General features: G+C 34.2%; 21 protein-coding genes and 1 tRNA gene. 6 read left to right on the plus strand and 16 right to left on the minus strand.

All coding sequences use genetic code 11. The features are described 5' to 3' along the window. Positions 1-68 precede the first annotated feature (68 nt). Together AC3B6G_RS01725 and recX are read right to left on the minus strand one after the other, a co-directional pair. Positions 69-1,175 (minus strand): AI-2E family transporter, encoded by a 1,107-nt coding sequence (locus AC3B6G_RS01725; RefSeq protein WP_489848717.1) that lies wholly within the window; start codon positions 1,173-1,175, stop codon positions 69-71. 9 nt (positions 1,176-1,184) lie between these two features. Next, the gene (recX, locus tag AC3B6G_RS01730) at positions 1,185-1,982 is read right to left on the minus strand and encodes a recombination regulator RecX (protein WP_489849553.1); all 798 of its coding nucleotides are present in this window, start codon (positions 1,980-1,982) and stop codon (positions 1,185-1,187) included. Positions 1,983-2,063: 81 nt separating this feature from the next. On the opposite strand from recX, the gene AC3B6G_RS01735 reads away from it, so the two are divergent. Continuing rightward, a complete protein-coding gene (locus AC3B6G_RS01735) occupies positions 2,064-2,513 on the plus strand; it encodes a flavodoxin (RefSeq protein ID WP_489848718.1) in 450 nt (149 codons plus the stop codon). A 14-nt stretch (positions 2,514-2,527) separates the two neighbouring features. Here the strand turns inward: AC3B6G_RS01735 and AC3B6G_RS01740 are convergent, their stop codons facing one another. Both AC3B6G_RS01740 and wecB read right to left on the minus strand, forming a co-directional pair. Then, on the minus strand, positions 2,528-3,436 hold the full coding sequence (locus AC3B6G_RS01740; protein WP_489848719.1) for a YihY/virulence factor BrkB family protein: 909 nt from the start codon (positions 3,434-3,436) through the stop codon (positions 2,528-2,530). Next, complete coding sequence (gene wecB / locus AC3B6G_RS01745) at positions 3,417-4,544, minus strand: non-hydrolyzing UDP-N-acetylglucosamine 2-epimerase (protein WP_489848720.1); 1,128 nt, start codon at positions 4,542-4,544, stop codon at positions 3,417-3,419. The genes AC3B6G_RS01740 and wecB overlap by 20 nt, the downstream gene beginning before the upstream one ends. A gap of 150 nt (positions 4,545-4,694) precedes the next feature. Here wecB and AC3B6G_RS01750 point away from each other — a divergent pair, with 150 nt between their 5' ends. The 3 genes from AC3B6G_RS01750 to rbsU are packed head-to-tail and all read left to right on the plus strand — an operon-like array spanning position 4,695 to position 6,939. Beyond that, positions 4,695-5,633 carry a glycosyltransferase family 2 protein gene (locus AC3B6G_RS01750; RefSeq protein WP_489848721.1) on the plus strand — a complete coding sequence of 313 codons (939 nt, stop codon included), beginning with the start codon at positions 4,695-4,697 and terminating at the stop codon, positions 5,631-5,633. Then, positions 5,633-6,046, plus strand: a complete 414-nt coding sequence (locus AC3B6G_RS01755; RefSeq protein WP_489848722.1) for a GtrA family protein — start codon at positions 5,633-5,635, stop codon at positions 6,044-6,046. The genes AC3B6G_RS01750 and AC3B6G_RS01755 overlap by 1 nt, the downstream gene beginning before the upstream one ends. Before the next feature lie 14 nt (positions 6,047-6,060). Next, the gene (rbsU, locus tag AC3B6G_RS01760) at positions 6,061-6,939 is read left to right on the plus strand and encodes a ribose/proton symporter RbsU (protein WP_489848723.1); all 879 of its coding nucleotides are present in this window, start codon (positions 6,061-6,063) and stop codon (positions 6,937-6,939) included. 55 nt (positions 6,940-6,994) lie between these two features. On the opposite strand, the gene AC3B6G_RS01765 is transcribed toward rbsU, so the two are convergent. The 3 genes from AC3B6G_RS01765 to AC3B6G_RS01775 all read right to left on the minus strand — a co-directional run bounded on the left by AC3B6G_RS01765 (position 6,995) and on the right by AC3B6G_RS01775 (position 9,173). After that, a tRNA-Arg gene (locus tag AC3B6G_RS01765) sits at positions 6,995-7,067 on the minus strand. A gap of 42 nt (positions 7,068-7,109) precedes the next feature. Next, positions 7,110-8,393 (minus strand): DEAD/DEAH box helicase, encoded by a 1,284-nt coding sequence (locus AC3B6G_RS01770; protein ID WP_489849554.1) that lies wholly within the window; start codon positions 8,391-8,393, stop codon positions 7,110-7,112. A 60-nt stretch (positions 8,394-8,453) separates the two neighbouring features. Beyond that, positions 8,454-9,173: a GH25 family lysozyme gene (locus AC3B6G_RS01775; RefSeq protein WP_489848724.1), complete on the minus strand. Its 720-nt coding sequence runs from the start codon at positions 9,171-9,173 to the stop codon at positions 8,454-8,456. Between the two features lie 119 nt (positions 9,174-9,292). Between AC3B6G_RS01775 and gntK the strand changes: the two genes are divergently transcribed. Together gntK and AC3B6G_RS01785 are read left to right on the plus strand one after the other, a co-directional pair. Continuing rightward, positions 9,293-10,840: a gluconokinase gene (gene gntK, locus AC3B6G_RS01780; protein WP_489848725.1), complete on the plus strand. Its 1,548-nt coding sequence runs from the start codon at positions 9,293-9,295 to the stop codon at positions 10,838-10,840. 97 nt (positions 10,841-10,937) lie between these two features. Then, complete coding sequence (locus tag AC3B6G_RS01785; protein WP_489848726.1) at positions 10,938-12,251, plus strand: APC family permease; 1,314 nt, start codon at positions 10,938-10,940, stop codon at positions 12,249-12,251. Positions 12,252-12,289: 38 nt separating this feature from the next. On the opposite strand, the gene AC3B6G_RS01790 is transcribed toward AC3B6G_RS01785, so the two are convergent. The 9 genes from AC3B6G_RS01790 to pcrA form a co-directional block, all read right to left on the minus strand. Next, a complete protein-coding gene (locus AC3B6G_RS01790) occupies positions 12,290-12,748 on the minus strand; it encodes an ASCH domain-containing protein (RefSeq protein ID WP_489848727.1) in 459 nt (152 codons plus the stop codon). A 13-nt stretch (positions 12,749-12,761) separates the two neighbouring features. Beyond that, the gene (rlmD, locus tag AC3B6G_RS01795) at positions 12,762-14,132 is read right to left on the minus strand and encodes a 23S rRNA (uracil(1939)-C(5))-methyltransferase RlmD (protein ID WP_489848728.1); all 1,371 of its coding nucleotides are present in this window, start codon (positions 14,130-14,132) and stop codon (positions 12,762-12,764) included. A 54-nt stretch (positions 14,133-14,186) separates the two neighbouring features. Beyond that, positions 14,187-15,176 carry a diacylglycerol kinase gene (locus tag AC3B6G_RS01800; RefSeq protein WP_489848729.1) on the minus strand — a complete coding sequence of 330 codons (990 nt, stop codon included), beginning with the start codon at positions 15,174-15,176 and terminating at the stop codon, positions 14,187-14,189. An 18-nt stretch (positions 15,177-15,194) separates the two neighbouring features. Beyond that, complete coding sequence (gene gatB / locus AC3B6G_RS01805) at positions 15,195-16,616, minus strand: Asp-tRNA(Asn)/Glu-tRNA(Gln) amidotransferase subunit GatB (RefSeq protein WP_489848730.1); 1,422 nt, start codon at positions 16,614-16,616, stop codon at positions 15,195-15,197. After that, a complete protein-coding gene (gatA, locus tag AC3B6G_RS01810; protein ID WP_489848731.1) occupies positions 16,616-18,076 on the minus strand; it encodes an Asp-tRNA(Asn)/Glu-tRNA(Gln) amidotransferase subunit GatA in 1,461 nt (486 codons plus the stop codon). The genes gatB and gatA overlap by 1 nt, the downstream gene beginning before the upstream one ends. Positions 18,077-18,078: 2 nt before the next feature. After that, complete coding sequence (gatC, locus tag AC3B6G_RS01815) at positions 18,079-18,384, minus strand: Asp-tRNA(Asn)/Glu-tRNA(Gln) amidotransferase subunit GatC (RefSeq protein WP_489848732.1); 306 nt, start codon at positions 18,382-18,384, stop codon at positions 18,079-18,081. A gap of 61 nt (positions 18,385-18,445) precedes the next feature. Next, the gene (locus AC3B6G_RS01820; RefSeq protein ID WP_489848733.1) at positions 18,446-19,561 is read right to left on the minus strand and encodes a CamS family sex pheromone protein; all 1,116 of its coding nucleotides are present in this window, start codon (positions 19,559-19,561) and stop codon (positions 18,446-18,448) included. Positions 19,562-19,575: 14 nt separating this feature from the next. After that, complete coding sequence (ligA, locus tag AC3B6G_RS01825; RefSeq protein ID WP_489848734.1) at positions 19,576-21,585, minus strand: NAD-dependent DNA ligase LigA; 2,010 nt, start codon at positions 21,583-21,585, stop codon at positions 19,576-19,578. A gap of 24 nt (positions 21,586-21,609) precedes the next feature. Beyond that, on the minus strand, positions 21,610-23,868 hold the full coding sequence (gene pcrA, locus AC3B6G_RS01830) for a DNA helicase PcrA (RefSeq protein ID WP_489848735.1): 2,259 nt from the start codon (positions 23,866-23,868) through the stop codon (positions 21,610-21,612). Between the last annotated feature and the right edge of the window lie 36 nt (positions 23,869-23,904).

The following is a 23,904-nucleotide window of genomic DNA, read 5'->3' on the forward strand; positions in this document are numbered from 1 at the left end:
TAATTATTAATAAGTATCTATTCTATATCATAAATATCTAATTCGCAAAATTAAGTTACTAACCAAAATCACTCTTCATTTTTTTGAAGTAACCAAATATTATAAACATGTTGAACAATAACTTTTACAACCGCATATAATGGGATTGCAAGAATCATTCCCAATAATCCAGCAATATTTCCAGCTGCCAATAAAATAACAATAATTGTTAATGGGTGAATTTGAAGTGATTTACCAATCACGTTTGGATAAACTAAATTTCCATCCAATTGTTGAACAATCAATACAACAATTACAACATATATCAATTCGCTAATATTGCTAGATAGTGCTACTAATAATGAAGGAACAATTCCAATATATGGACCTACATATGGAATAATGTTACAAATTCCCGCAAAAACACCTAATGGTAATGCGTATTTTTGACCAATTAAAATGTAGCCAATTGATGTAAACACACCAACAAATAAACATTCGATCATTTGACCGCCAATATAACGTGCAATTGTTTGATTCATTTTCTTTAATAATTCAATTGTCTTATCACGTCTTTTATCGGGTAACATTTTGGCAATCGTTGGCATTAAACGATGACCATCTTTTAACATGTAGAATAAAATCACTGGCGTTGTAATCAGTGTTACAACAACACTAGTAGCCATTGAAATTAAGCTACCTACACTTCTAGTTAAACTTCCAATCACATTTTGGGAATATTTTTGAAGTGATTTTTGAATACTGTCAGCATAATGGTTAACGTTCACGTTTTTTAACCCAAAGTGATTCAACAATTGATTCAATGTACTTTTGGTACTATCCGTTATCGAAGACAAATGATTGAACAAATTACTTAATTGGGAAAACAACTTTGGCACAAAGGAAATCCCCAAATAAATAAGGATTCCCAAGAAAAAGATAAAGATGATCGAAACTGCTAATGTTCGGGAAACATTCCAATTTCCAATTTTTATCTTTCTTAGTAGGTTAACAATTGGATTTAACATGTAAAAAAGAGCTCCAGCTAACAAAACTGGAACAAATACAACCGAAATAAAAATTCCAATTGGGCTGAACACAAAACTAATTTCTTTACAAACAAAAACGATACAACAGACAATCAGTATTTCTAGAGACCAAAATAAAAGATTGCCCTTCTTTCCTTCTCTGAACATTTTATTCTCCTATTCATTATGGGCTTCATCAATCAGATGATTGATTGCATCAATTGAAAAACCCTTCCGATACAAAGTTTGTTTTGTCTTTTGACATCTTTTTAAAAAACTTTCATTTCGATTTCGATGCCAAACTTTAGTAAATTGTTGATTCAATAGATCATTTTCGCGTTCTTCATCGATGGGTAATTCAATCGTACTAAAAACATGTGAAATTACATCGAAAGGATATCCCTTTCTAACTAGCGCTGTTTTTGTCTTTTGAATTGTTTTTTGATAAGCATCTCGTTGATAATGCTTAAACAATTTTTGGGCCTGAAATGAACAATTATTAATGACTTCTTCTTCTGGATAAAATTCAGCTAATGCTTGTTGAGTTTTATTCGCATCAATCCCCCTTTTAAACAAATATTGCTTTATCTGTTGAGGACCTTTATCTCTCATGCGAACTTCACTTCGCACGTAACTATTTGCATAATTTTGATCACTTAAGAGATGATTAACTTTTAAACGCTTTAAAATAGCATTAATTGCTTCTTCACTAGCTTCTTCTTTTGTTAATCGTTCAATGACTTCTTTTTGGGTCCGTAGTCGGTGAGCTAAGTAATTAATTGCAATTTGATAGTAATGATCTAATTGTTCAGCATGAACCAACTGGCTACGCAATTGATCATCAATTGGCATGCCTTTTAACAACTGGTATTTAATCAGAACATTTTCACTAACTGGAAAAGCATACTGATTATCAATGTAAACATTATAACGACCCCGTCTTTTTTGAGCCATAATTTTAGTAATCTCAGCGATATGGAACCCTCCTTAGAAATTAACAATTTAAATTTTTTTTGATATACTTAATGAACTAATAAACAATAAAGGAAGATTAATATGATAAAAGCACACGTTGTTTTTGCCACAATTACTGGTAACAATGAAGACATTGCAGATATTGTTACGGAAGGTCTGGAAGATTTAGGTGTTGAAGTGACAGAAACTGAAATTTCTCAAACTGATCCAAAAGAATTTAAAGATGCAGATATCTGTGTAATTTGCGCTTATACTTATGACGGTGGTCATTTACCAGAAGAAGGATTAGATTTCTATGAAGATTTACCTAAAATTGATTTAAATGGGAAAGTATATGGCGTTGCTGGTTCTGGAGACGTTTATTATGAGGAATCATATAATGTTTCCGTTGATAAATTTGATCAAGCTTTTCAACAAACTGGTGCCACTAAAGGAAGCAATAACGTTAAAATTAACTTAGAACCCGATGAAGATGACATTGAAAAACTAGATCAATTTTCAGCTGAGCTAGTTCAAAAAGTACAAAAATAAAATTACAAACATCGTTATTTCTTACGGTGTTTTTTTATTTGATTAGCTAACTCTTTGTCCATATCTTGATGCTTGATTGTTCCAGTTCTATATTCTTGAATCGTTGCATTCAAAACAGCACTAAATAGGAGAATCATTCCGATAAAATAAAGCCAAAACATTAAAATAATAAACGTACTTAGTGTTTGATAGGTGTTAACACTTTTCATAAAGTAATGAATGTAAAGTGAGAAAAATTGAGACAATAATAATAATCCAATCGTGGTAATTGCAGATCCTTGCCACGTATAACGAAATTTAGTTTTAACATTTGGTACAAAATAAAACAGTAGGTTCATTAACAAGAAAATAACAACCAATGAGATTATCCAACTCAATGATTGAAAGAAAATCAAAAAATGAGGATCAAAATTCAAATTATGACCAACGTATTTAAGAACAAAGTTTCCAATTGTAAAAACTGCCATAACAACAACGATTAATATTACTAATAGCAGAAGCCATGCAAAAGAAGTTAATCGACTTAAAAAGGCATTTGGGCGTTTAACATATCCATATGCTAAATTAACTGTCCTTTGAAATGCAGCAATTGCTTGACTAGCAGACCAAACTGCCATAATAATTCCAAAAGAAAGTTGTCCATTACTACTACCCTTTAAAGTTGAAATAATAAGTGGTCCTAAACTATTTTTGATTGAACTAGGTAATAGGAAATGATTTTGTTGAAATAGCTCAACTGCATTAACGTCAAATAACCTAAACAAATTTCCAATAATAATTAGGATTGGAAAAAGAGATAGCAACAAATAAAATGCTAAAACGACGGCCCCATCAGACAAATTGGTCATCTGATAATGTTTGTTGAATACTATTAAAAAACGTTTAGCCTTACTAACGTCATTACTAATTGTGAATGCCTCCAATCGTATCTTTAATTGCTTTTAAGATTCTTTCACTAGCATGACCATCTCCGTATGGATTCTTTGCTTGGGCCATTTTTTGATATTCTATTTTTGAATCTAATAACGTTTCCATACTTTGCGTTATCTTAATAGGGTCAGTTCCAACTAATTTCAAAGTTCCAGCTGTAACCCCTTCTGGTCGTTCAGTTTCTTCTCGTAAAACCAAAACTGGTTTCCCTAAAGAAGGTGCTTCTTCCTGAACCCCACCTGAATCAGTCATTATAAAGTAACTTTTAGCAGCCATATTATGAAAGTCTACGACCCCAAGCGGTTCAATTAAGTGAACTCTATCAATGCCATCAAAACATTCATGGGCAACAGATTGAACTGCCGGACTCAAATGAACTGGATACACTACTTCTACATCCGGATGCTTTAATAGTTCTTTTTTAATTGCTTCAAATGTTCTTCGCATGGGTTCACCATGATTCTCACGACGATGCATTGTTAAAAGAACAATTCGATGATGACTATCGATATCATTCAATACGGAGTGATGATAATCATCACTCACGGTTTGTTCTAAGGCATCAATCGCCGTATTACCAGTCACAAAAATGTGTTTAGGATCATGATTTTGTTTTAATAAATTGGCTTTACTTAATTCTGTTGGGGCAAAATACAAGTCTGCTAAAATATCCGTTAGTTGACGATTCATTTCTTCTGGAAATGGTGAGTATTTGTCCCAAGTTCTTAACCCAGCTTCAACGTGACCGAGTGGAACTTGATGGTAAAAACTACTGATCGATGCAGCAAATGTCGTTGTCGTATCCCCATGAACCAAAATAATATCAGGTTTTGCTTCCTCAATGATTGGATCTAATTTCGTAATAACAGTCGTTGTAATTTGACTTAGGGTTTGATTTTTCTTCATCACGTTCAAATCATAATCAGGTTGAATTTTAAACACATTCAAGACCTGATCTAACATTTCACGATGCTGAGCAGTAACAACCGTAATTGGTTGAAAAGATTCGGGTCGTTGTTGCATTCTTAAGATTATTGGAGCCATTTTAATGGCTTCTGGTCGAGTGCCAAATATTGACATCACTTTTATTGGTGAATTCATTTAATCGTCTATCCTCCAAAATAATATTATTTTCATTATAACAAATATTTAACGATTTGCTGATTTTATCTTAAAAGAAAATTATCGTGGAAAGATTTATGTTAAAATTATAAGTGCTTTTATTTTTGTACGCTTAAAGGAGTTTGTTCCATGGAAAAAATTAGCATAATCGTTCCTTGTTTTAACGAAGAAGAATCAATCCAATTATTTTATGATACGACAGAAAAAATTCATCAAGAATTAAACCAAAATCAAGATAAATATGAATTTGAATACATCTTCATTAATGATGGTTCAAAAGATAATACTTTAAATGTTCTTAAAAAACTTCAACAAGAACATCCCCAAGACGTTCACTACATTTCATTTTCAAGAAATTTTGGTAAAGAAGCTGCGATGGCTGCTGGGCTACGAAATTCCACTGGTGAATATGTTGCTGTTATGGATGTTGATCTACAAGATCCACCTTCTTTATTAATTAAAATGCTACATATTATAAATACAGAAGATTATGATTGTGTCGGTTGTATTCAAGAAACAAGACGACAGGGAGCTGTTAGAGCATTCCTATCAAGTCAATTCTATAAGGTCATCAATCTTATCTCAGAAGTCCCAATTGAACAAAATGTCCGTGATTATCGACTAATGAGTCGCCAATTTGTTGATAGCGTTCTCCAATTAACAGAATACAATCGTTTCACAAAGGGCATCTTTAGTTGGGTTGGTTTTAATACCAAGTATCTAAAATATAAGGGTCAACCACGAGCTGCCGGTAAAAGTTCATGGTCACTATATCAATTAATGCAGTACTCTGTTGAGGGAATTATTGATTTTTCTGATGCTCCATTAAAAATTGCAACATTTATTGGTTTCTTCTCATGTGTTCTATCTGTAATTGCCATTCTTTTCATTGTTGCAAGGGCTGCTTTTTTTGGTGGATCAGTATCTGGATGGCCTTCCTTAGTATCAATTATATTATTGATTGGCGGAATTCAACTATTCTGCTTAGGAATTGCTGGAAATTATATTGGCAAAATTTATCTTGAGTCAAAACATCGTCCCCTCTATATTATTAAGGAAAAGAAATAATGTTAAAAAAATTAATTAACCTTTATCAAAAACATGCAGAAGTATATAGTTATTTATTTTGGGGTGTTTTAACCACTGTTATCAATATTGTTATATACACTGTTTTAAATCTAACAACAAGCATCAACTACCAAATCAACAATGTCATTGCCTGGATAATCAGTGCCTTATTTGCTTACTTTACAAATCGTAAATACGTCTTTCATTCCAATAGTGTTGGATTAAAGAATTACTTTCGCGAAATGGCATCATTTATGCTAGGTGGTCGTTTAGGCTCTCTAATCCTTGAAAATATTATTTTATATATCGGGATTTCTTTATTAGGATTTAACTTTATTATTGTTAAAGTGATTGGTGAAATTTTTGTTGTTATTTTTAATTACTTTTGGTCTAAATTAATGGTATTTAAATAGAAAGGATTTATACAATGAGTTTATTTGATCTTTTAATCGGTCTTGGACCACTTATTGGGTGGGGATTTTTCCCAACGATTGCTTCTAAGATTGGTGGGAAACCATCCAATCAATTATTAGGAACAACAATTGGAACGTTAATTTTTGGAATTGTCTTCTTTATATTTGGCCCACGTGAATTACCAACTGGAATGCCCTTATTATTGGGAATCATTTCTGGATTAGGATGGGATTTTGGGCAAATTATGGCTTTTAAATCTTATCAATTAATTGGTTCGTCACGTGTAATGCCCATTACTACTGCTTTTCAATTGATTGCTACTTCTCTTTGGGGCGTATTTGCACTTGGCAACTGGCATGAAGGAAATGCAATGTACATCGGTTTCGCAGCTTTATTCATCATTGTCATTGGAGCTGCAATGACTTCATGGTCTGAAAATAAAGAAATTGCTAAATCAAAAAATCTTTCAAAAGCGGTTGTCCTATTATTGATTGGAACAATTGGATACTGGGCTTACTCAGCTGCCCCACAAGCTGCCCATGTAAACGGTGAAATTGCCTTTTTACCTCAAGCAATCGGAATGCTATTGGGAGCCATCATTTATGGCTTAATGAGATTAAAGAAAGAAAATATTTTCAAAGAAAGTGTTTCTTATAAACAAATCATTGCTGGATTTTTCTTTGCTTTTGCAGCATTAACATACTTAATTTCAGCTCAACCATCTGTTAATGGCTTAGCAACTGGATTCTTATTATCACAAACTTCCGTTGTGTTAGCTACTTTAAGTGGTATTTTTATGCTTCATGAAGATAAAACTAAAAAAGAATTGATTGTTACCATTATTGGTTTAGCATTAATCGTAATTGCGGCTGCTGTTACAACCAGGCTTTAATTTTAAACTAGATATAATAAAAAGGAGTGAATCTAAGATTCACTCCTTTTTATTATGACCCCACCCGGACTCGAACCGGGATCAGCCGCTTAGGAGGCGGTCGCCCTATCCAGTTGTGCTATGAGGCCACGATGGCTTTATTTTCTCATGAAATGATTTTAAAGTAAAGATTATTTAGAATTCTTCGTATCACGATCTCGCCATTTCTTTCGCATTCCTTTATTTTTAGAATGTTTTTTCTTCCGATGTTTCAGTTGTTTTTTGGTAATCCTTTGTGGCTCTTCTTTGACAGGTTTCTTGCTGACGTTACGACTTGTTATTTTATCCTTAGTCGTTTCTTTTTTAGATTCATTTTTTGATGTTTCAGTCTTTTTTTCAGGTCTAACTTTTTTAGGCTTAATTTCTGTCAATTCGTTTTCAGCAAAATAAACGGGTTTAATTGTAACTTCAGAATCCCGAAGTAATTTTTTCAAATCACGGATATCATGGTCATCACCAAAATTAATAACCAAACCCTTTTCACCCATTCTTCCAGTTCTCCCAGTTCGATGAATGTAATCATTCTTAGTTGTTGGTAAATCATAATTAATAACTGCAGGCAATTGTTGAATATCTAACCCTCGGGCAGCAACATCAGTAGTTAAAAGTAACTTCACTTTTCCAGTTCGAAAATCTTTTAACGCTTTTTGACGTTGAATTTGGTTTTGATTACTTGTTAGACTGGCAACTTGAGTAAAGTGAGCATGATAAAAGAAACTAAACGCTTGATTCAAATCTGAAACTTGTTTAAAAAAGACCAATGCTTTAAATCCATCGATGTGTAACAATCGTTTTAGCATTTGATTACGTTTTCGCTGTGATACATCTAACCAACGATGTTTAACTTCACCTGCAGACTTGTCTATTTTCCGAACGTCAATTCGTTCTGCTTCTCGACCAAACCATTTATGTAATTCATGTAAAATGGCCGTATCAGTAGCTGAAAAATAAGTTAATTGAGTTTGTGAAGGCACTGCCTGCATAATTGAACGAACTGTCTCTAAAGTTTCCCCTTGCAATAATTCATCAGCTTCATCAATGATTGCTAATTTTAACTGATCACATTTTAATTTCTTTTCATTAATTAAATTTAAAATTCGCCCTGGAGTTCCAATAATGATAGCTGGTTTCTCTTTTAATTTTTCGATTTGGCGCTTTATATTCGCACCACCAGTTAAGGCTAAAACTTTTTGATCAAATGGTTTAGCCCATTGTCGAAGTACATTAGTCGTCTGCATTGCTAATTCTTGGGATGGTTCTAAAATTAAGACTTGCATTCCAACAACGGCTTTTTCTAATTTAGCAACTGCTGGCATTGCAAAAGCAACCGTCTTTCCAGATCCAGTTGGTGAAAGACCAACAACATCTTTTCCCGTTATTATTGGTTCATAAACTTGTTCTTGAATGGGTGTCATATCTTGATACCCAAAAGAATGAAACAATTCTAAAATTTCTGTTTTCACAATATCACTCCATTAATTTAATAAATCCCTTTGCCACTTCTTTTTATTCCCATCAAAAACAACTTGATGGAAAAGTTGTTTTTGCCCATCTAATTGAATCGGTTGTTTATTGTTAACACTAACTAAGCAATCACGATACTTTTCAGGTTGTAAGTTCCAAAATAACAGCTTAGAATCCCTAAGTTGTTCATAAACCGTTGGAATTGACCATATCATTATTTTTTTCTTTGGGTAATATTCACTAATTTCATTTAAAAAATGTTTAACAACATTAATTTGCGCTTTAGATAGCTTACCAGTAGAAACCTGAATTGCAATGGGGAGATTTCCTGTATTATCACTTACCGTCGTCACAAAATTTTTAAATTGTTGCTTGGATTGACTATCAAAGCTAAAGACGTGGTAAATACCAACATTTATTCCGGAACCAATACTCCGTTGGTAATTACCATTAAAGTTATCGTCAGAATAAATGGCTCCTTGTGTCGCTCTCAGATAAACAAAATTCTGTCCAGCATTTTTTAAAGCAACAAAATCAACATACCCATCTTGTTGTCCAATACTTACCCCTCGAATAGAATACCCATCAAACCGATTCATTTGATATTTTTGATATTGTTGAAATAAAAACATTCCACCACAAATAAAAATAATTATAATTAAAAGACTGATCATAAGTTTAATTCGGTTTCGACCAATCGATTTCGCTTGAGTTCGCTTTGGCGAATTCATTTTTAATCATCCCAATTAATTGATATTAACATTATACAATGAATTTCCGTTTAACTTGAAGCAAAATGAAGATTTCCATATAATTAAACCATAATGCATTTAAACGAAGGAGACAAAATATGAATTACATTATCGGAGTTGATATTGGAACTACTAGTACAAAAGTCGTTTTATACGATGAAAATGGAAAAGTTTGTGGCTATGAAAATAATGGCTACCCACTAATTCAAGATACCCCAGATATGGCGGAAGAAGATCCCGAAAAAATACTACACCAAGTCGTTTACGGAATTAGAAACGTGGTCCGTAAAGTTGATCTAACTACAAATACATTAAGAGGGGTTTCATTCTCTTGTGCCATGCATAGTTTAATTCTATTGGATAAAGACCATGAATTATTAACCAACGCGATTACTTGGGGTGATAACCGTGCTGTTAAGTATGCTGATCAATTAAGAGAAAACGGAATTGGGATGGAACTTTTCAAAAAAACTGGGACTCCAACACACCCTATGACTCCCTTAACTAAAATTCTTTGGATCAAAAACGAGAAAAAAGATCTTTATGCTAAGACCCGATGGTTCATTGGAATTAAGGAATACGTCTTTTATAAATTGTTCGGCGTTTTAAAGGAAGACTATTCAATTGCTAACGCTACTGGAATGTTCAACATCTTTAAAATGGATTGGGACGACCAAGCACTTGAACTAACTGGCGTTAAAAGAAAACAACTTCCTGAACTAGTTGATACAGATTTCCAAATTAAGGGAATGAAAAAAGTTCTTGCAAAAATTATGGGAATTGATCCTCAAACACCATTTATAATTGGTTCATCCGATGGACCCCTTGCTAATTTAGGAGTGGATGCCATCAATTCTGGCGTTGAAGCTGTTACAATTGGAACATCTGGTGCTGTGCGGGTGGTCACTAATAAGCCAAAGATTGATCCTAAAGCGCGGGTTTTCTGTTATTACCTTGCCAAAGACATGTGGGTTGTTGGAGGTCCTGTCAATAACGGAGGGAGCGTCTTTAAGTGGGTCTGTGATCAACTTTGTGCCCCTGAAAAAGTTACTGCTGAACAATTAAAAATTAGCCCTTATGACTTACTAACCAAAATTGCTTCTACGATCAATGCAGGTTCAGATGGCTTAATTTTCCACCCTTATTTAGGTGGTGAAAGAGCTCCTATTTGGAACGCAAATGCCAGAGGTTCTTTCTTTGGATTAACCAGAATCCATACTCGTGCTCATATGATTAGAGCTGCTTTAGAGGGAATCGTTTACAATTTATATACCGTTAGTCTAGCTTTGGAAGAAGTAGTCGGTAAACCCGTTAAAATTCAAGCAACTGGTGGTTTTGCCCGTTCTGGACTATGGCGTCAAATGTTAGCAGATATTTTTGAATCTGACGTTAATATCCCAGAAGCATTTGAAGGAACAGCCTTAGGTGCCGCTACTTTAGGAATGAAGAGTCTTGGAATGATCGATCATTTTAGTGATGTCTCTAAATTCATTGGTAAAACTGACTCATTACACCCTAATCCTGATAATTACGAAGTATATCGAGAATTAATTCCAATTTTCATTCGTTTATCTAGATCATTAGGAAAAGAATACAAAAACATTGCCGATTTTCAACGTGCTCATGACGTTGACTTGGACAATTAATTAGGAAAAACAGTTCTACACATTTATGTAGAACTGTTTTTTAGTTCAAAAAATGTTAAAATTAACTGGTTTGATAACAACTTTGGAGGAATCAAAAATGAATAAAAAAAATAACAATAGCATTGGACCGTTTTCTGCCTTTGCTACTGTAATGGGAACCGTAATTGGAGGCGGAGTCTTCTTTAAGACTGCCAGTGTTGTTGCTAATACCTACTCCTTTGGATTAACATTATTGGTTTGGATCGTTTCAGGATTATTAACGATCTGTGCTGGTCTAACAGTTTCTGAATTAGCGGCAGCTCTTCCAGAAACTGGTGGTCCTGTTAAATTTTTAGAATATGGTTATGGTAAATTAACTGGTTTTTTGTTTGGTTGGGCTCAATCATTAATATATACCCCTGCTAACGTTGCTGGATTATGTTTAGTTTTTGGGACACAATTCGTTACTCTTTTCCATCTTTCAATTAAAACTAGTTTTCTAATTGCTGTAATTTGTATTTTAAGTATTACTGGTATTAATTTAATGGGGGCAAAGTTTTCCGGCCGTTTCCAGTCAGTTGCTTTAATTGTTAAACTAATCCCCATTTTAATCATTGCTTTAATTGGCCTTTTTATTCCAGGACAAGTTCATGTTCAATTATGGCCTATGACACCTATTAATCATGCCAATATATGGACAGCTTTTGGTCAAGGATTATTGGCAACGATGTTCGCATATGATGGTTGGATTGGGATTAGTAACATTGCTGGGGAACTAAAGAATCCTAGAAAGGATTTACCAAAAGCAATTATAATTGGTTTAAGTGCTATTACAATCATCTATACGTTGATCAATTTTGTTTTCTTAAAGAACATGCCTATTTCTTCAATTGCCGGAAATCAAAATACCGCTGCTGAAGTTGCAACTACGCTTTTTGGAGCATACGGAGGAAAGCTAGTTACCATCGGAATTTTAGTTTCCGTTTACGGAGCTATTAATGGATATACACTAACTGGAATTCAAATTCCACGGGTTCTCGGAAGTGAGAACATGATTCCATTCAGTAGATCTTTTGCAAAAGTTACTAAGAATGGCGCTCCTTACATTGCCATCATCTTCCAACTATGTATTGCTGTGTTAATGATGATGTCAGGCAGTTTTGATATTTTAACCGATATGTCGATGTTTATTGTATGGTCATTTTTCTGCTTACTATTTGTAGAAGTAATTATGTTAAGAAAAAAACGTCCTGATTTACAACGTCCCTATAAAGTTCCTGGATATCCAGTTATTCCTATTATTGCTCTTCTGGGAGCATTATTTGTATTAATTATCACGATTTTTACTCAAACTGGATTAGTGATTGCCGCTGTTTTAATAACTGCAATTGGAATTCCAATTTACTATCTTCATCAAAAAATGATTAAATAAATAAAAAAAGTAATCACACCTTGTGATTACTTTTTTATTTAAAACCGATAAACTACTTTAAAAACCTCGCATAAACAAGGGATTTTTTCATTGAATAAAAGATGTTCTTTTTGATATTCTTGTTTGAAAAAAGCTAAATGAACTTTTCGCCAATAATCGTATGAACGATTACCTTCACCTTCATGATAAGCATGTTCATGACTTACCTCATCAAAAGGAACGACTTCAGATACTACCGTTTGGGTAATGCAAACAGGTCTATCAGAACCGTCTAAAATAAGATTATAATCTCCAACTTGTGGTAAATATTCATGATCATTATATAATCCAAACGCAGAACTAGTTGCGGTTTTTATTCCACTATTCACTAATTCAGCTAAATTATCAGCCATTTCTTTACTATTGCCAAAAGCATAAGTCGAACTTAAATGAGCATCTCGAACGTCGGTATCATTAATAAATTTTTCCCAATACGTTTTCTTTACTTGTTCATCCATATTCGATCACCAACTATTTTTGATTGAAAACCGTTACGGTTTCAACATGAACTGTTTGAGGGAATTGGTCGACTGGTTGGACAGGTTGATCAATATGATACCCATGGCCTTTTAACAATCCAGCATCTCGGACTAGAGTTGATGGATTACATGAAACATAAACAACTTTCCGCGGGTTCAAAACGGCAATTTGATCGATAAATTCGCTCGAAAGTCCTTTTCTTGGGGGATCAACCATTACAACATCTGGCTTTAATCCTTCATCTGCCCACTTTAACATTTGTTTTCCAGCGTCGTTAACTACAAATTGAACATTGGCAATATTATTTAACTTTGCGTTTCTTTTAGCATCTTTGATTGCTTCTGGAATCAATTCCACCCCATAAACTTTTTTAGCATGTTCTGCCATTGCTAATGAAATAGTTCCAATCCCACAATAAGCATCAATTACGATGTCATTTTTATCAATTTCAGCGTTTTTCACTGCAAGTGAGTATAATTTTTCAGTTTGAACTGGATTAACCTGATAAAACGAATTTAAGGAGATATCAAAAGTCAGTCCTAATAATTTATCTTGGATATATTTCTTTCCCCAGATTAATTTACTTTCGGAACCTAATAAAACATTGTTATCTTGCAGATTAATATTTTGAACAATACTTTTTACTTCAGGTAATTTCTTAGCAATTTCTTGAACAATTGGTTCAATATTATGAATTTTCTTAGTTCTTGTAATCAAACCAATCATCATTTGATGAGTATAGTATCCCCGTCGAACCATAATGTTTCTGATGACTCCTCGATGACTCTTTTCATTGTATGGTTCGATATGAAATTTAGCTAAAATATCTCTAACGACTGTAATTGCTTTATCAATTTCAGGTTGTTGAATATAAAAATCCTCAATTGGAACTAAATCGTGAGAGTTACGACGATAAAAACCGGTCGTCATTTTGCCTTTTACCATTCTAACCGGAATTTGAGCTTTGTTTCGATAATGATATGGTTCTTCCATTCCAATCGTTGGTAAAACATCCACATCCATGTGGGCCTTTTCGAATAAAGTTTGAACTTGATGCTGCTTAAACTTCAATTGAGCAGGGTATTTTAAATGACTAAGGGGTGCAATTCCAGTTTGAAGAAAAACTTTTTTAGCATCATCGTTCCGATCTGGACTAACTTTTTTGAGTTCAACCAATTTACCGAAAGCATATTTACTATAAGTTTTATTAACTTTAAAAGTTATTTCTTCCCCCGGTAAAGCATTTTCAACAAAAATTGGAAAATCATCAATTTTAACAACTCCAAGTCCTTGATAAGTTAGATCAATGACGTTTCCTTCATATTGTTGATTTACTTGAACTGGTAACGGTTTTTTTGACATATTTTACATCTCCATAATAATAATAAAGAATTTTGCCGCAAAACGACAAAATTCTTATTTTTTAGGTAACTTATCAACTTTTTTGACAAATTCTTTTTCAGCTTTAGCAACATTATAATCATTCATTGCACTATCGGGAATCTTATCAATATTTGCATACATCTCAATATGTTGCTTTAAATTCTTAAAGGTCATTGGTGCATCCCCACCATATTCACCATCAAGATTGATCTGCATCGCTGTTTCCACTGGTTTGGCAACTAATGTACTAGTCTTTTTATAAATAATTCTTGGATCATCAATATGTTTTCCACCATTTATTACCTTCGAAAGTAAGTGCATAATTTGAAAAACATTACATGCTTTTACAATGATCATTGTAAATTGACCATCATCCAAAGAAGCATCAGGAACAATTTGTTCCAGACCACCAATTGAATTCGTCATTGCTAACAAGAACATTGAAGCTTTTCCTTGATAATGACCACCATCATATTTTAAATCCATCTTGATGGGCTTAATCCGGGGTAACAATTCCGCCCCCCGAACAAGATAGGCTAAATAACCAAATATGGTTTTTAATTCGGAAGGTACATCATAAGTTAATTCAGTCAATAGCCCTCCACCAGCAATATTAATGAAATATTTATCATTAGCTTGCCCAATGTCAATTTTAAGAGTTTGATGTTTTAAAATAATTTTTGCAGCATCAACAGGATCCTCACGTGGAATATGCAAAGCACGAGCAAAATCATTAGTCGTTCCAGCCGGAATAATTGCCATTTGGGGTCGTTTGGGAAGTCCTGCAATCCCATTCAAAACTTCATTGATCGTTCCATCACCCCCAGCTGCAACAATTAAGTCAATCCCATTAAGGGCAGAACGGGTGGCCTCATGTTGAGCAGAATTAGGTTCTGGAGTAGTTGGAAAAGCACTCGTTTCAAATCCAGCTTTTTCAATGATATTTAAAATGTCAATCATTTTTCCCTTCAATACCTCATGGCCTGAAGTTGGATTATAAATTATTCGTGCTCGCTTACGCATATTTCAACAACGCTCCTATTATTTTGTTAGTGATTTAGTTAACAATTCGTTAACAACTTGTGGATTAGCTTTTCCACGAGTTTGTTTCATAATTTGACCAACCAAGAAGCCCTTAGCACGATCTTTACCGTTCTTAAAGTCTTCAATTGATTGAGGGTTATCAGCTAAGATCTCATCGATAATTGGTTGTAACTTAGCTGGATCTGATAATTGAACCATGCCTTTTTCTTCAACAAATTTCTTAGGATCCTTATCTTCAGTGATTGCTTTAAAGACTTTCTTAGCCATCTTAGTAGAGATAGTTCCATCAGAAATTAACTTGATCATATCAGCTAAATGTTGAGGAGTAATCTTAGTTTGATCCAAATCAACTTGTTCATCATTCAAGTATTCGTTAACGCTTCCTTGTAAGTAGTTAGAAGCCATCTTAGGATCAGCACCCAACTTAACGGTTTCATCAAAGAAGTCAGCCATTTGTTTAGTTTGGGTCAAAACCATTGTATCGTAATCAGTTAAACCATATTCATCAATGTAACGCTTCTTACGAACATCTGGCATTTCAGGCATTGCTGATTTGATTTCATTAATCCATTCATCAGAAATACTTAAAGCTGGTAAATCGGGTTCTGGGAAGTAACGATAGTCGTTTGCCCCTTCCTTAGAACGCATTGAAACAGTCGTTCCATTCTTTTCATCATAACGACGGGTTTCTTGAACGATTTTTTCTCCAGACATGATCATTTGTTGTTGACGTTGTTGTTCATACTTAATTGCAGTCCGAATAAAGTTGAATGAGTTCATATTCTTCATTTCAACTTTCGTTCCCATTTTATCTGAACCTTCAGGACGAATAGAAACGTTAACATCAGCCCGCATGGAACCTTCTTCCATCTTAACGTCAGAAATACCAGTAAATTGAATTCGTTGACGCAACGTTTCAAGATAGGCAATTGCTTCTTCAGCTGATGAAATATTTGGTTCAGAAACAACTTCGATCAAAGGAGTACCTTGACGGTTCAAATCAACATAAGAATAGTTACGACCGTGACTATTCTTACCAGCATCTTCTTCAATATGCATTTCGTGGATACCAATCTTTTTCTTTTTACCATCAACTTCAATTTCAACGTATCCATCATGAGCATCAGGACGGTTGTATTGAGTAATTTGGTACGCCTTAGGATTATCAGGGTAGAAATAGTTCTTTCGGTCAAAGAAAGGATGCTTTTCAATTTCGGCATGCAATGCAATTGCTGCCTTTAATCCGTCAGCAACAACTCCCTTGTTAGTAGTAGGTAAAACACCTGGATATCCCCAATCAATAACGTTAGTGTTTTCATTTGGTTCATCACCATAATCAACAGGTGAAGGACTAAAAATCTTGGAATTTGTCTTTAATTCGAAATGGACTTCAAGTCCAACGTTAGTTTCAAAATTCATTATTTTGCCCCTCCCATTTTTGGTAATTTCTTATGGAAATCAGTATTTTGTTCAAATGCATATCCAGCCTTGTAGATTGTAGCTTCATCGAATGGTTTTCCAATCAATTGCATTCCGATAGGCATTTCATCTTCAAAACCAGCAGGAATCGACATTGCAGGTAATCCAGCCATATTAACTGGAATTGTCATTGCATCATTCAAGTACATCGTAACTGGATCAGATTCTGATCCGATATTAAATGCTGGTGTAGGTGCAGTTGGAGCTAAGATCAAATCATAGTCCTTAAAGATGTTCTTGAAATCATTGATCATTAAAGTTCTAACTTTAGCAGCTTTGTTAAAATAAGCATCATAAAAACCAGATGACAATGAGAACGTTCCTAACATAATTCGACGTTTAACTTCATCACCGAATCCCTTGGAACGACTACCAACATAAACTTCTTCCAAATTCTTAGCTTCTGGATCACGGTATCCATAACGTATTCCATCAAATCTTTGTAAGTTTGACGAAGCTTCAGATGAAGCTAAAACGTAGTAAGCAGCAATTCCATACTTAGTATGTGGTAAGGAAACTTCTTCCACAGTTGCTCCTAATTTTCGGTAAGTTTCAACTGCTTCATTAATCGCTTTTTTAACTCCTTCATCAACACCTTCTCCAAGGTATTCTTTAGGTAGCCCAATCTTAAGGCCTTTAACTCCATCTTTAATAGTAGTAGTGTAGTCAGGAACTTTCTTATCGGAACTAGTTAAATCGTGTTTGTCATGACCAGAGATAATATTTAAAACTTGTGCATTATCCATTACATTTCTAGTTAATGGACCGACTTGGTCAAAACTAGATCCGAAGGCAATCAAGCCCCATCTTGAAACTCGTCCATATGTTGGTTTCATTCCAACGATTCCGTTAAATGCGGAAGGTTGACGAATTGAACCACCAGTATCAGAACCTAATGCAAATAAGATTTCTCCAGCAGCAACGGCAGCGGCAGAACCACCTGAGGAACCACCAGGAACCTTGGAAGTGTTCCAAGGATTATGAGTAATCTTGAATGCAGAGTGTTCAGTAGACCCACCCATTGCAAATTCATCCATGTTCGTTTTACCAACTGGAATTGAACCAGCGGCAACTAATTTTTTTACAACCGTTGCATCAAAAATTGGCACAAAGTTTTCTAACATTTTAGAAGCAGCTGTCGTTGCAATATTCTTGGTTAAAATGTTATCTTTAATCGCAACCGGAATTCCAGCCAAAATTTTATCTGGATCAATTCCTTTTTGATCAATTTCTTTAGCAGCTTTTAAAGCTCCCTCTTCATCTAAATTAATGAATGCATTAATGTTAGAATCAGTTTCTTTAATCGCATCAATAGTTTGTTGAGTTAATTGTTCAGAGGTAATTTTTCCTGAAACTAAATCTTGATGGAGACTATTAATATCAGTATCAAAATAGTTCATGCTTAGTCCTCACTTTCATCAATAATAGTTGGAACCCGAATTAGACCGTCTGCAGTTTCTGGAGCATTATGAAGTAATGCATCTTTTTGTCCCCAGTTATCCGCAACGTCTTCACGCATTACGTTCAATTGATCAGTAACACTAAAAGTTGGTTCAACATTATCAGTGTCGACTTCGTCCAATTGATCAAATAGGTTCATGATATTTCCTAATTCTTTAGTGAAATATGCTAACTTTTGATCATCAAAATGTAACTTTGCTAGTTCAGCAACATGTTCAACTTGTTGCTTATCTATATTAGTAGCCATTAAGATTCTCCCCTTTTATTAAATTACAAACTAAACTCATCTTTTATTTTAACATACTAAATTAATAACTATTGAAAACATGAGAAGAAAAGTTCTTAGAATCTGAATTCCTTGAAAGATAACTTTGCATCCCAGTTGTGGAACTCACTTTAATATCGATTGGAATCCCTGTTGGAAGATACTTATTAGCTGCAGATTGAAGATATTGAGTAAAGCTAATAATTTCCGTTTGACTATAGAATTGAGTCGTAATGTTAACATGCATTCCTGATAGGGAACCATTAGTATAATGAGCTTGGGCAGTAACACCACTTAAATTAGGGAAAAAGTTTTGAATTTGAGCCTTAAAGTTATCAAAATCATTTTCATCATTACTGTTAGGGCCTTTACTCCCAGATGGAATTGGGAAAACATAGTTCTTTTCATTGATTTTAGTCCAAGATGAAACAGACCTAGTACCAGGTTTATTAACAGAATAGGCAAACATATTCCCACCGACTAAACTATCATTAGATGCTTGACGATATAAGGCAATTACGATTGGAATATTTCGAAGGGATTTTTGTTTTCTCAAACGAGCTAAAATCTCATTTGCCATTGCCTTTCCTTGAGTTTTAACAACGTTAGTATCAAGATTCTTATCATAAGTATTGCCATACTTTTGCTTTTGATAGTAAAAAACAGAATTCAGGCCTAATCCAACGGTCATCCCACTCATCTTTAATGAATTACCATCTTGAGTTAAGAAATCTTGTTCATCCATTTGTTGAAGATATATTGGCGTTTTGCTATTTCCCTTTGGATTTAAACCATTGGGATTACTCTTACTTTTTCGTCCCAACCAATCTTCTGTTGTACTGGTAGAAATATATTGACCTTCTTGAAAAATATAATTCTTAGTGGAAAATTGGGTTTTAGAAAGGTTCAACAATTCATTTTCAAAACTCTTCAAATTAAATTGATTTGAATCTTGTTGAACGTTCACTCCCCTAGACTTACTAGTTAAATAATGGCCATTCTTAATTACCCCTTGGTAATTACTTCCATTTGGTTGCCCAGTCAATTGCGTTGCATTTCCAGACTTGGTACTACTGGTAGAATTATTAATACTACCCCCACAGGCTGCTAATAACAACGATGAAGCAGCAACTGTTAATACTGTACATAAACGTTTCAAAACGTTTCCTCCTCTTACTTCATTTCATTTATAAAATGTTGTTCATCCCAAACATCAATATTAAGGGACTCAGCTTTTGTTAACTTACTTCCAGCATCTTTTCCGGCAATTACAAGGTCAGTTTTTTTGGAAACACTACTTGTAACATCAGCTCCATGATCTGCTAGCCATTCTGAAGCTTTTGAACGGGTCATTTGTTCTAATTTACCTGTTAACACAACACGTTTTCCATTAAAAAACGAATCAATTTGAGCTGTTTCAGTTAAATCACGACCATGATATTCCATATTAACACGAGCATGTTTTAATTCTTGAATTAATTGTTCGGCAGGGCCACTAGCTAAATAAGTCGCAATACTGTCAGCAATTACTTTTCCCATTGAATTAATTTCAGCAATCTCATCAGAGCTAGCCTTTATCAAATTATCCATTGTTTTAAAATGAGCTGCAATAATTTGAGCGTTTTTGGCTCCAACATGTCTTATTCCTAAGGCAAAGATTAATCTTTCTAACGAATTATCACGACTTGCATTGATGGATGCTAATAAATTATCAGTTGATTTTTCACCAAAACGATCTAATTTTAATAAGTCTTCCCTGGAAAGCCCATACAGGCTTGCAACATCATCTAATAGATGATTGTCAAACAACTGTTGAACAATTCGAGGACCTAACCCATCAATACTCATTGCATTCCGTGAAGCAAAATGATTAATCTGTTCCGTAAGTTGTGCTGGACACTTAGGATTAATACATCTTAAAGCAACTTCATCATCTAAGTGAACTAGTTTGGCATGACAAGAAGGACAATTTTCTGGAATTTGATATGGTTTACTATCTGGGGAACGTTTATCTTTAACGTAATTGGCAATTTCAGGAATAATATCGCCAGCCTTATGCAAGCTAACAACATCACCAATTCGAATATCTTTATCTTCCAAATAATCTGGATTATGCAATGATGCTCTAGAAACAATCGATCCAGCAAGTTTTACCGGTTCCATCACAGCAGTTGGCGTGACTACACCAGTTCTTCCAACTGTCCATTCAATATCTAAAACTTTTGTTGTTACTTCTTCTGGCGGGAATTTATATGCAATTGCCCATTTAGGAACCTTAACTGTCGCCCCAATTTCCATTTGAAGATCTAATCGATTGGTTTTAACAACGATTCCGTCAATGCCATATGGTAAATCAGCCCGCTTTTGTTGATACTTTTCAATATAGGCATCAACATCATCCATACTTTTAGCGACCTGATAATCATGATTAATGGTAAAACCTAAATCTGCTAACTCTTCAAGTAGTCCGCTTTGGGTATTTGTTTTTAAATCACCATAATCAGCAACATTATACATGAATGTACTTAAATGACGATGAGCAGTTATTCTAGAGTCCAACTGTCTTAAACTTCCTGCAGCGGCGTTTCTAGGATTAGCAAATGGTGCTTGTCCTTGTTTTTCGCGTTCCTCATTTAAGGTCACAAATGAACGTTTCGGCATATAACATTCACCCCGAGCTTCAATATTAACGGGCCGTTTCAACTTGTGTGGAATTGAAGGAATTGTCATTAGATTTTGTGTAATATCTTCACCAATTCTTCCGTTTCCCCGAGTAGATCCTTGGACTAAAATGCCGTTTTCATATCGCAATGAAATTGAAAGCCCATCAATCTTTAATTCACAATTATATTCAGTATCTTGAGGATAATTTTCCTTTAAGCGTTCAATAAAATCTGCAAGTTCTTCAGAAGAAAAAACGTCTCCTAAAGATAATAATGGAATCTGATGGGGAACCTTTTGAAATTCATCTAATACTTTGCCCCCTACTTTTTGAGTAGGTGAGTCTGAAGAAATCAAATCAGGAAAATCTTTTTCAAGTTGGACTAACTTTTGATAGTTCTCATCATAAATGTGATCCTCGACACTTGGTTTATCATTAACATAGTATTCTTTACTCCACTGATTTAACTTTTTTCTTAATTCCGCCGCTTGTTTCTGGGCTTCAGAATGAGTTAAGGCCACAGGTAATCATCTCCATCGCTTATACTATTTTGCATGTTGAATTGGGGCAAAAGCTGCTAATAAACGCTTAACTCCTTGTTCAGGAAAGGCAATATCTAATTCCATATCATCACCATTACCTTCGATTTTTACAACCGTTCCAATTCCCCATGATTTATGAGCTACTCGGTCTCCAATCGTCCAAGATGTTTTATTAGCACCAGTTTCTTTAGGTTTATCAACAAATTTAGTTCTTCGATATGGTTGTGAAAATGCTTTTTGATTTCGATTATTATTATACGAATTAGAAAATGGCACTTTTAAAGTTCCAGAATTATTACCATTAGAATCGATTTGATCAATTAAATTTTCGTTTATTTCACCAATAAACTCGGATTGAGGGTTTGATTGACGGCGACCATAAAGCATTCTAGAAAAACTATTTGTTAAATATAGTTTCTTTTGAGCACGTGTAATTCCAACATAAGCTAATCGACGCTCTTCTTCTAATTCAGATGGTTCTTGAATTGAACGTGCTAATGGAAAGATTCCTTCTTCCATCCCAATCAAGAAAACGACCGGGAACTCAAGTCCCTTAGCTGCATGCAAAGTCATTAAGGTCACTTGGGCAGTTTCTTCATCAACATCATCTTGATCAGAAACCAATGATAGATCAGAAAGAAAATTAACGAGCCGTTCATTTTCATCCATATCAGAGTTATTATCATCAAATTGTTTCGTAACGGATAAAAATTCATCAATATTTTCTAATCGAGATTGAGCTTCTAAGTTATTTTCGGCTTGAAGTGTTTTTCGATAACCACTTTGATCTAAAATGGCTTCAGTTAACTCAGTCACTGATAATGATTTAAATTGTTTTCTTAAATCCGCAATTAAATTCCCGAAGTTTCCAATTGAGGTTCTTGCCCGTCCGCTAATATTATTAGCTAATTCAACGTTTTGAGCTGCTTCCAACAAACTCCAATTATTATCATTTGCAAATTGGGTTAGGTGCTCAATACTTGTGTTTCCAATTCCACGTTTAGGAACATTAATAATCCGAGTCAAACTCATTGAATCACTTGGATTAGCAATTAAAGTTAAATATGCCAAAATATCCTGAATTTCTTTTCGGTCATAGAACTTATGACCTCCAACAATATTATAAGGAATATTAGATTTTAAAAGCGTTTCTTCAATTACCCGAGATTGGGCATTAGTTCGATAAAGAACCGCAAAATCACCGTAAGACAATTTTGGATCTTTAGTCATTAACTCTTTAATTTGAGCAACAACAAATCTAGTTTCATCGAATTCACTTTGAGCTCGATAGTAAGTAATCTTATCTCCCGTTGAATTTTCGGTCCATAATTTTTTAGGCTTTCTCTCAACATTATTTTGGATCACATCATTGGCCGCATCCAAAATCATCTTAGTTGAACGATAATTCTGTTCCAAGAGCGTAACGTGAGCATCGGGATAATCATCTTGAAAATCTAAAATATTATTCATGTTAGCACCACGCCAACCATAAATACTTTGATCAGCATCCCCAACAACACAAACATTTTTATATTTATCACCCAGCATGTGGACCAATTTATATTGTGCTTCATTAGTATCTTGATATTCATCAACATGAATATACTTAAATTGATTTTGATAATGTTCCAAAACAGAAGGTACTTTTTCAAATAATTGAATCGTTAACATAATCAAATCATCAAAGTCAACTGATTCATTTTGATGTAAAGCCTTTTGATATGTCTTATAAATTTTACCTACAACGTCAGTCAATGGGTTATTATCACTAGCATGTTTTTCTAAATAGGCATCCGGATCTAATAAATCATTTTTAGCATTGGAAATCATTGATAAAATCGAACGAGGATTAAATTTTTTCGGATCAATATTCAAATCCTTCATTACGTTTTTAATCAATGTTCTTTGCTCACTAGTTCCCGCAATGGTAAAGGAATTACTATACCCAATTTGTTCAACATTTCTTCTTAATATCCGCACACAAAGGGCATGAAACGTCGAAATCCAAACTTGATTGGCAGAGCCACCAAGTAATTTTTCAACCCGTTCCTTCATTTCACGAGCGGCTTTATTCGTAAACGTAATCGCTAAAATATTCCATGGTGCAACATGTTTTTCTTCAATTAAATAAGCAATCCGATGAGTTAAAACTCTTGTTTTTCCACTTCCAGCACCTGCCATGATCAATAGCGGACCTTCTGTGTGTAAAACAGCTTCGCTTTGCTTATCATTCATTCCTTTAATTAGACTTTCTTCAGTCAACCAAACTCCGCCTCTCTAAAAAAGTTATTATTTCAT

It is taken from the genome of Nicoliella sp. ESL1149 (assembly GCF_058107265.1).

Coding starts and splice junctions, on each gene's coding strand:
- AC3B6G_RS01800 (WP_489848729.1), bottom strand. CDS start 15,176: ATGCGTAAGCGAGCACGAATAATTTATAATCCAACTTCAGGCCATGAG.
- gatB (WP_489848730.1), bottom strand. CDS start 16,616: ATGAATTTTGAAACTAACGTTGGACTTGAAGTCCATTTCGAATTAAAG.
- AC3B6G_RS01770 (WP_489849554.1), bottom strand. CDS start 8,393: ATGACACCCATTCAAGAACAAGTTTATGAACCAATAATAACGGGAAAA.
- wecB (WP_489848720.1), bottom strand. CDS start 4,544: ATGAATTCACCAATAAAAGTGATGTCAATATTTGGCACTCGACCAGAA.
- AC3B6G_RS01790 (WP_489848727.1), bottom strand. CDS start 12,748: ATGGATGAACAAGTAAAGAAAACGTATTGGGAAAAATTTATTAATGAT.
- rlmD (WP_489848728.1), bottom strand. CDS start 14,132: ATGTCAAAAAAACCGTTACCAGTTCAAGTAAATCAACAATATGAAGGA.
- AC3B6G_RS01755 (WP_489848722.1), top strand. CDS start 5,633: ATGTTAAAAAAATTAATTAACCTTTATCAAAAACATGCAGAAGTATAT.
- gatC (WP_489848732.1), bottom strand. CDS start 18,384: ATGGCTACTAATATAGATAAGCAACAAGTTGAACATGTTGCTGAACTA.
- AC3B6G_RS01735 (WP_489848718.1), top strand. CDS start 2,064: ATGATAAAAGCACACGTTGTTTTTGCCACAATTACTGGTAACAATGAA.
- AC3B6G_RS01725 (WP_489848717.1), bottom strand. CDS start 1,175: ATGTTCAGAGAAGGAAAGAAGGGCAATCTTTTATTTTGGTCTCTAGAA.
- gatA (WP_489848731.1), bottom strand. CDS start 18,076: ATGAACTATTTTGATACTGATATTAATAGTCTCCATCAAGATTTAGTT.
- AC3B6G_RS01775 (WP_489848724.1), bottom strand. CDS start 9,173: ATGAATTCGCCAAAGCGAACTCAAGCGAAATCGATTGGTCGAAACCGA.
- gntK (WP_489848725.1), top strand. CDS start 9,293: ATGAATTACATTATCGGAGTTGATATTGGAACTACTAGTACAAAAGTC.
- AC3B6G_RS01785 (WP_489848726.1), top strand. CDS start 10,938: ATGAATAAAAAAAATAACAATAGCATTGGACCGTTTTCTGCCTTTGCT.
- AC3B6G_RS01750 (WP_489848721.1), top strand. CDS start 4,695: ATGGAAAAAATTAGCATAATCGTTCCTTGTTTTAACGAAGAAGAATCA.
- rbsU (WP_489848723.1), top strand. CDS start 6,061: ATGAGTTTATTTGATCTTTTAATCGGTCTTGGACCACTTATTGGGTGG.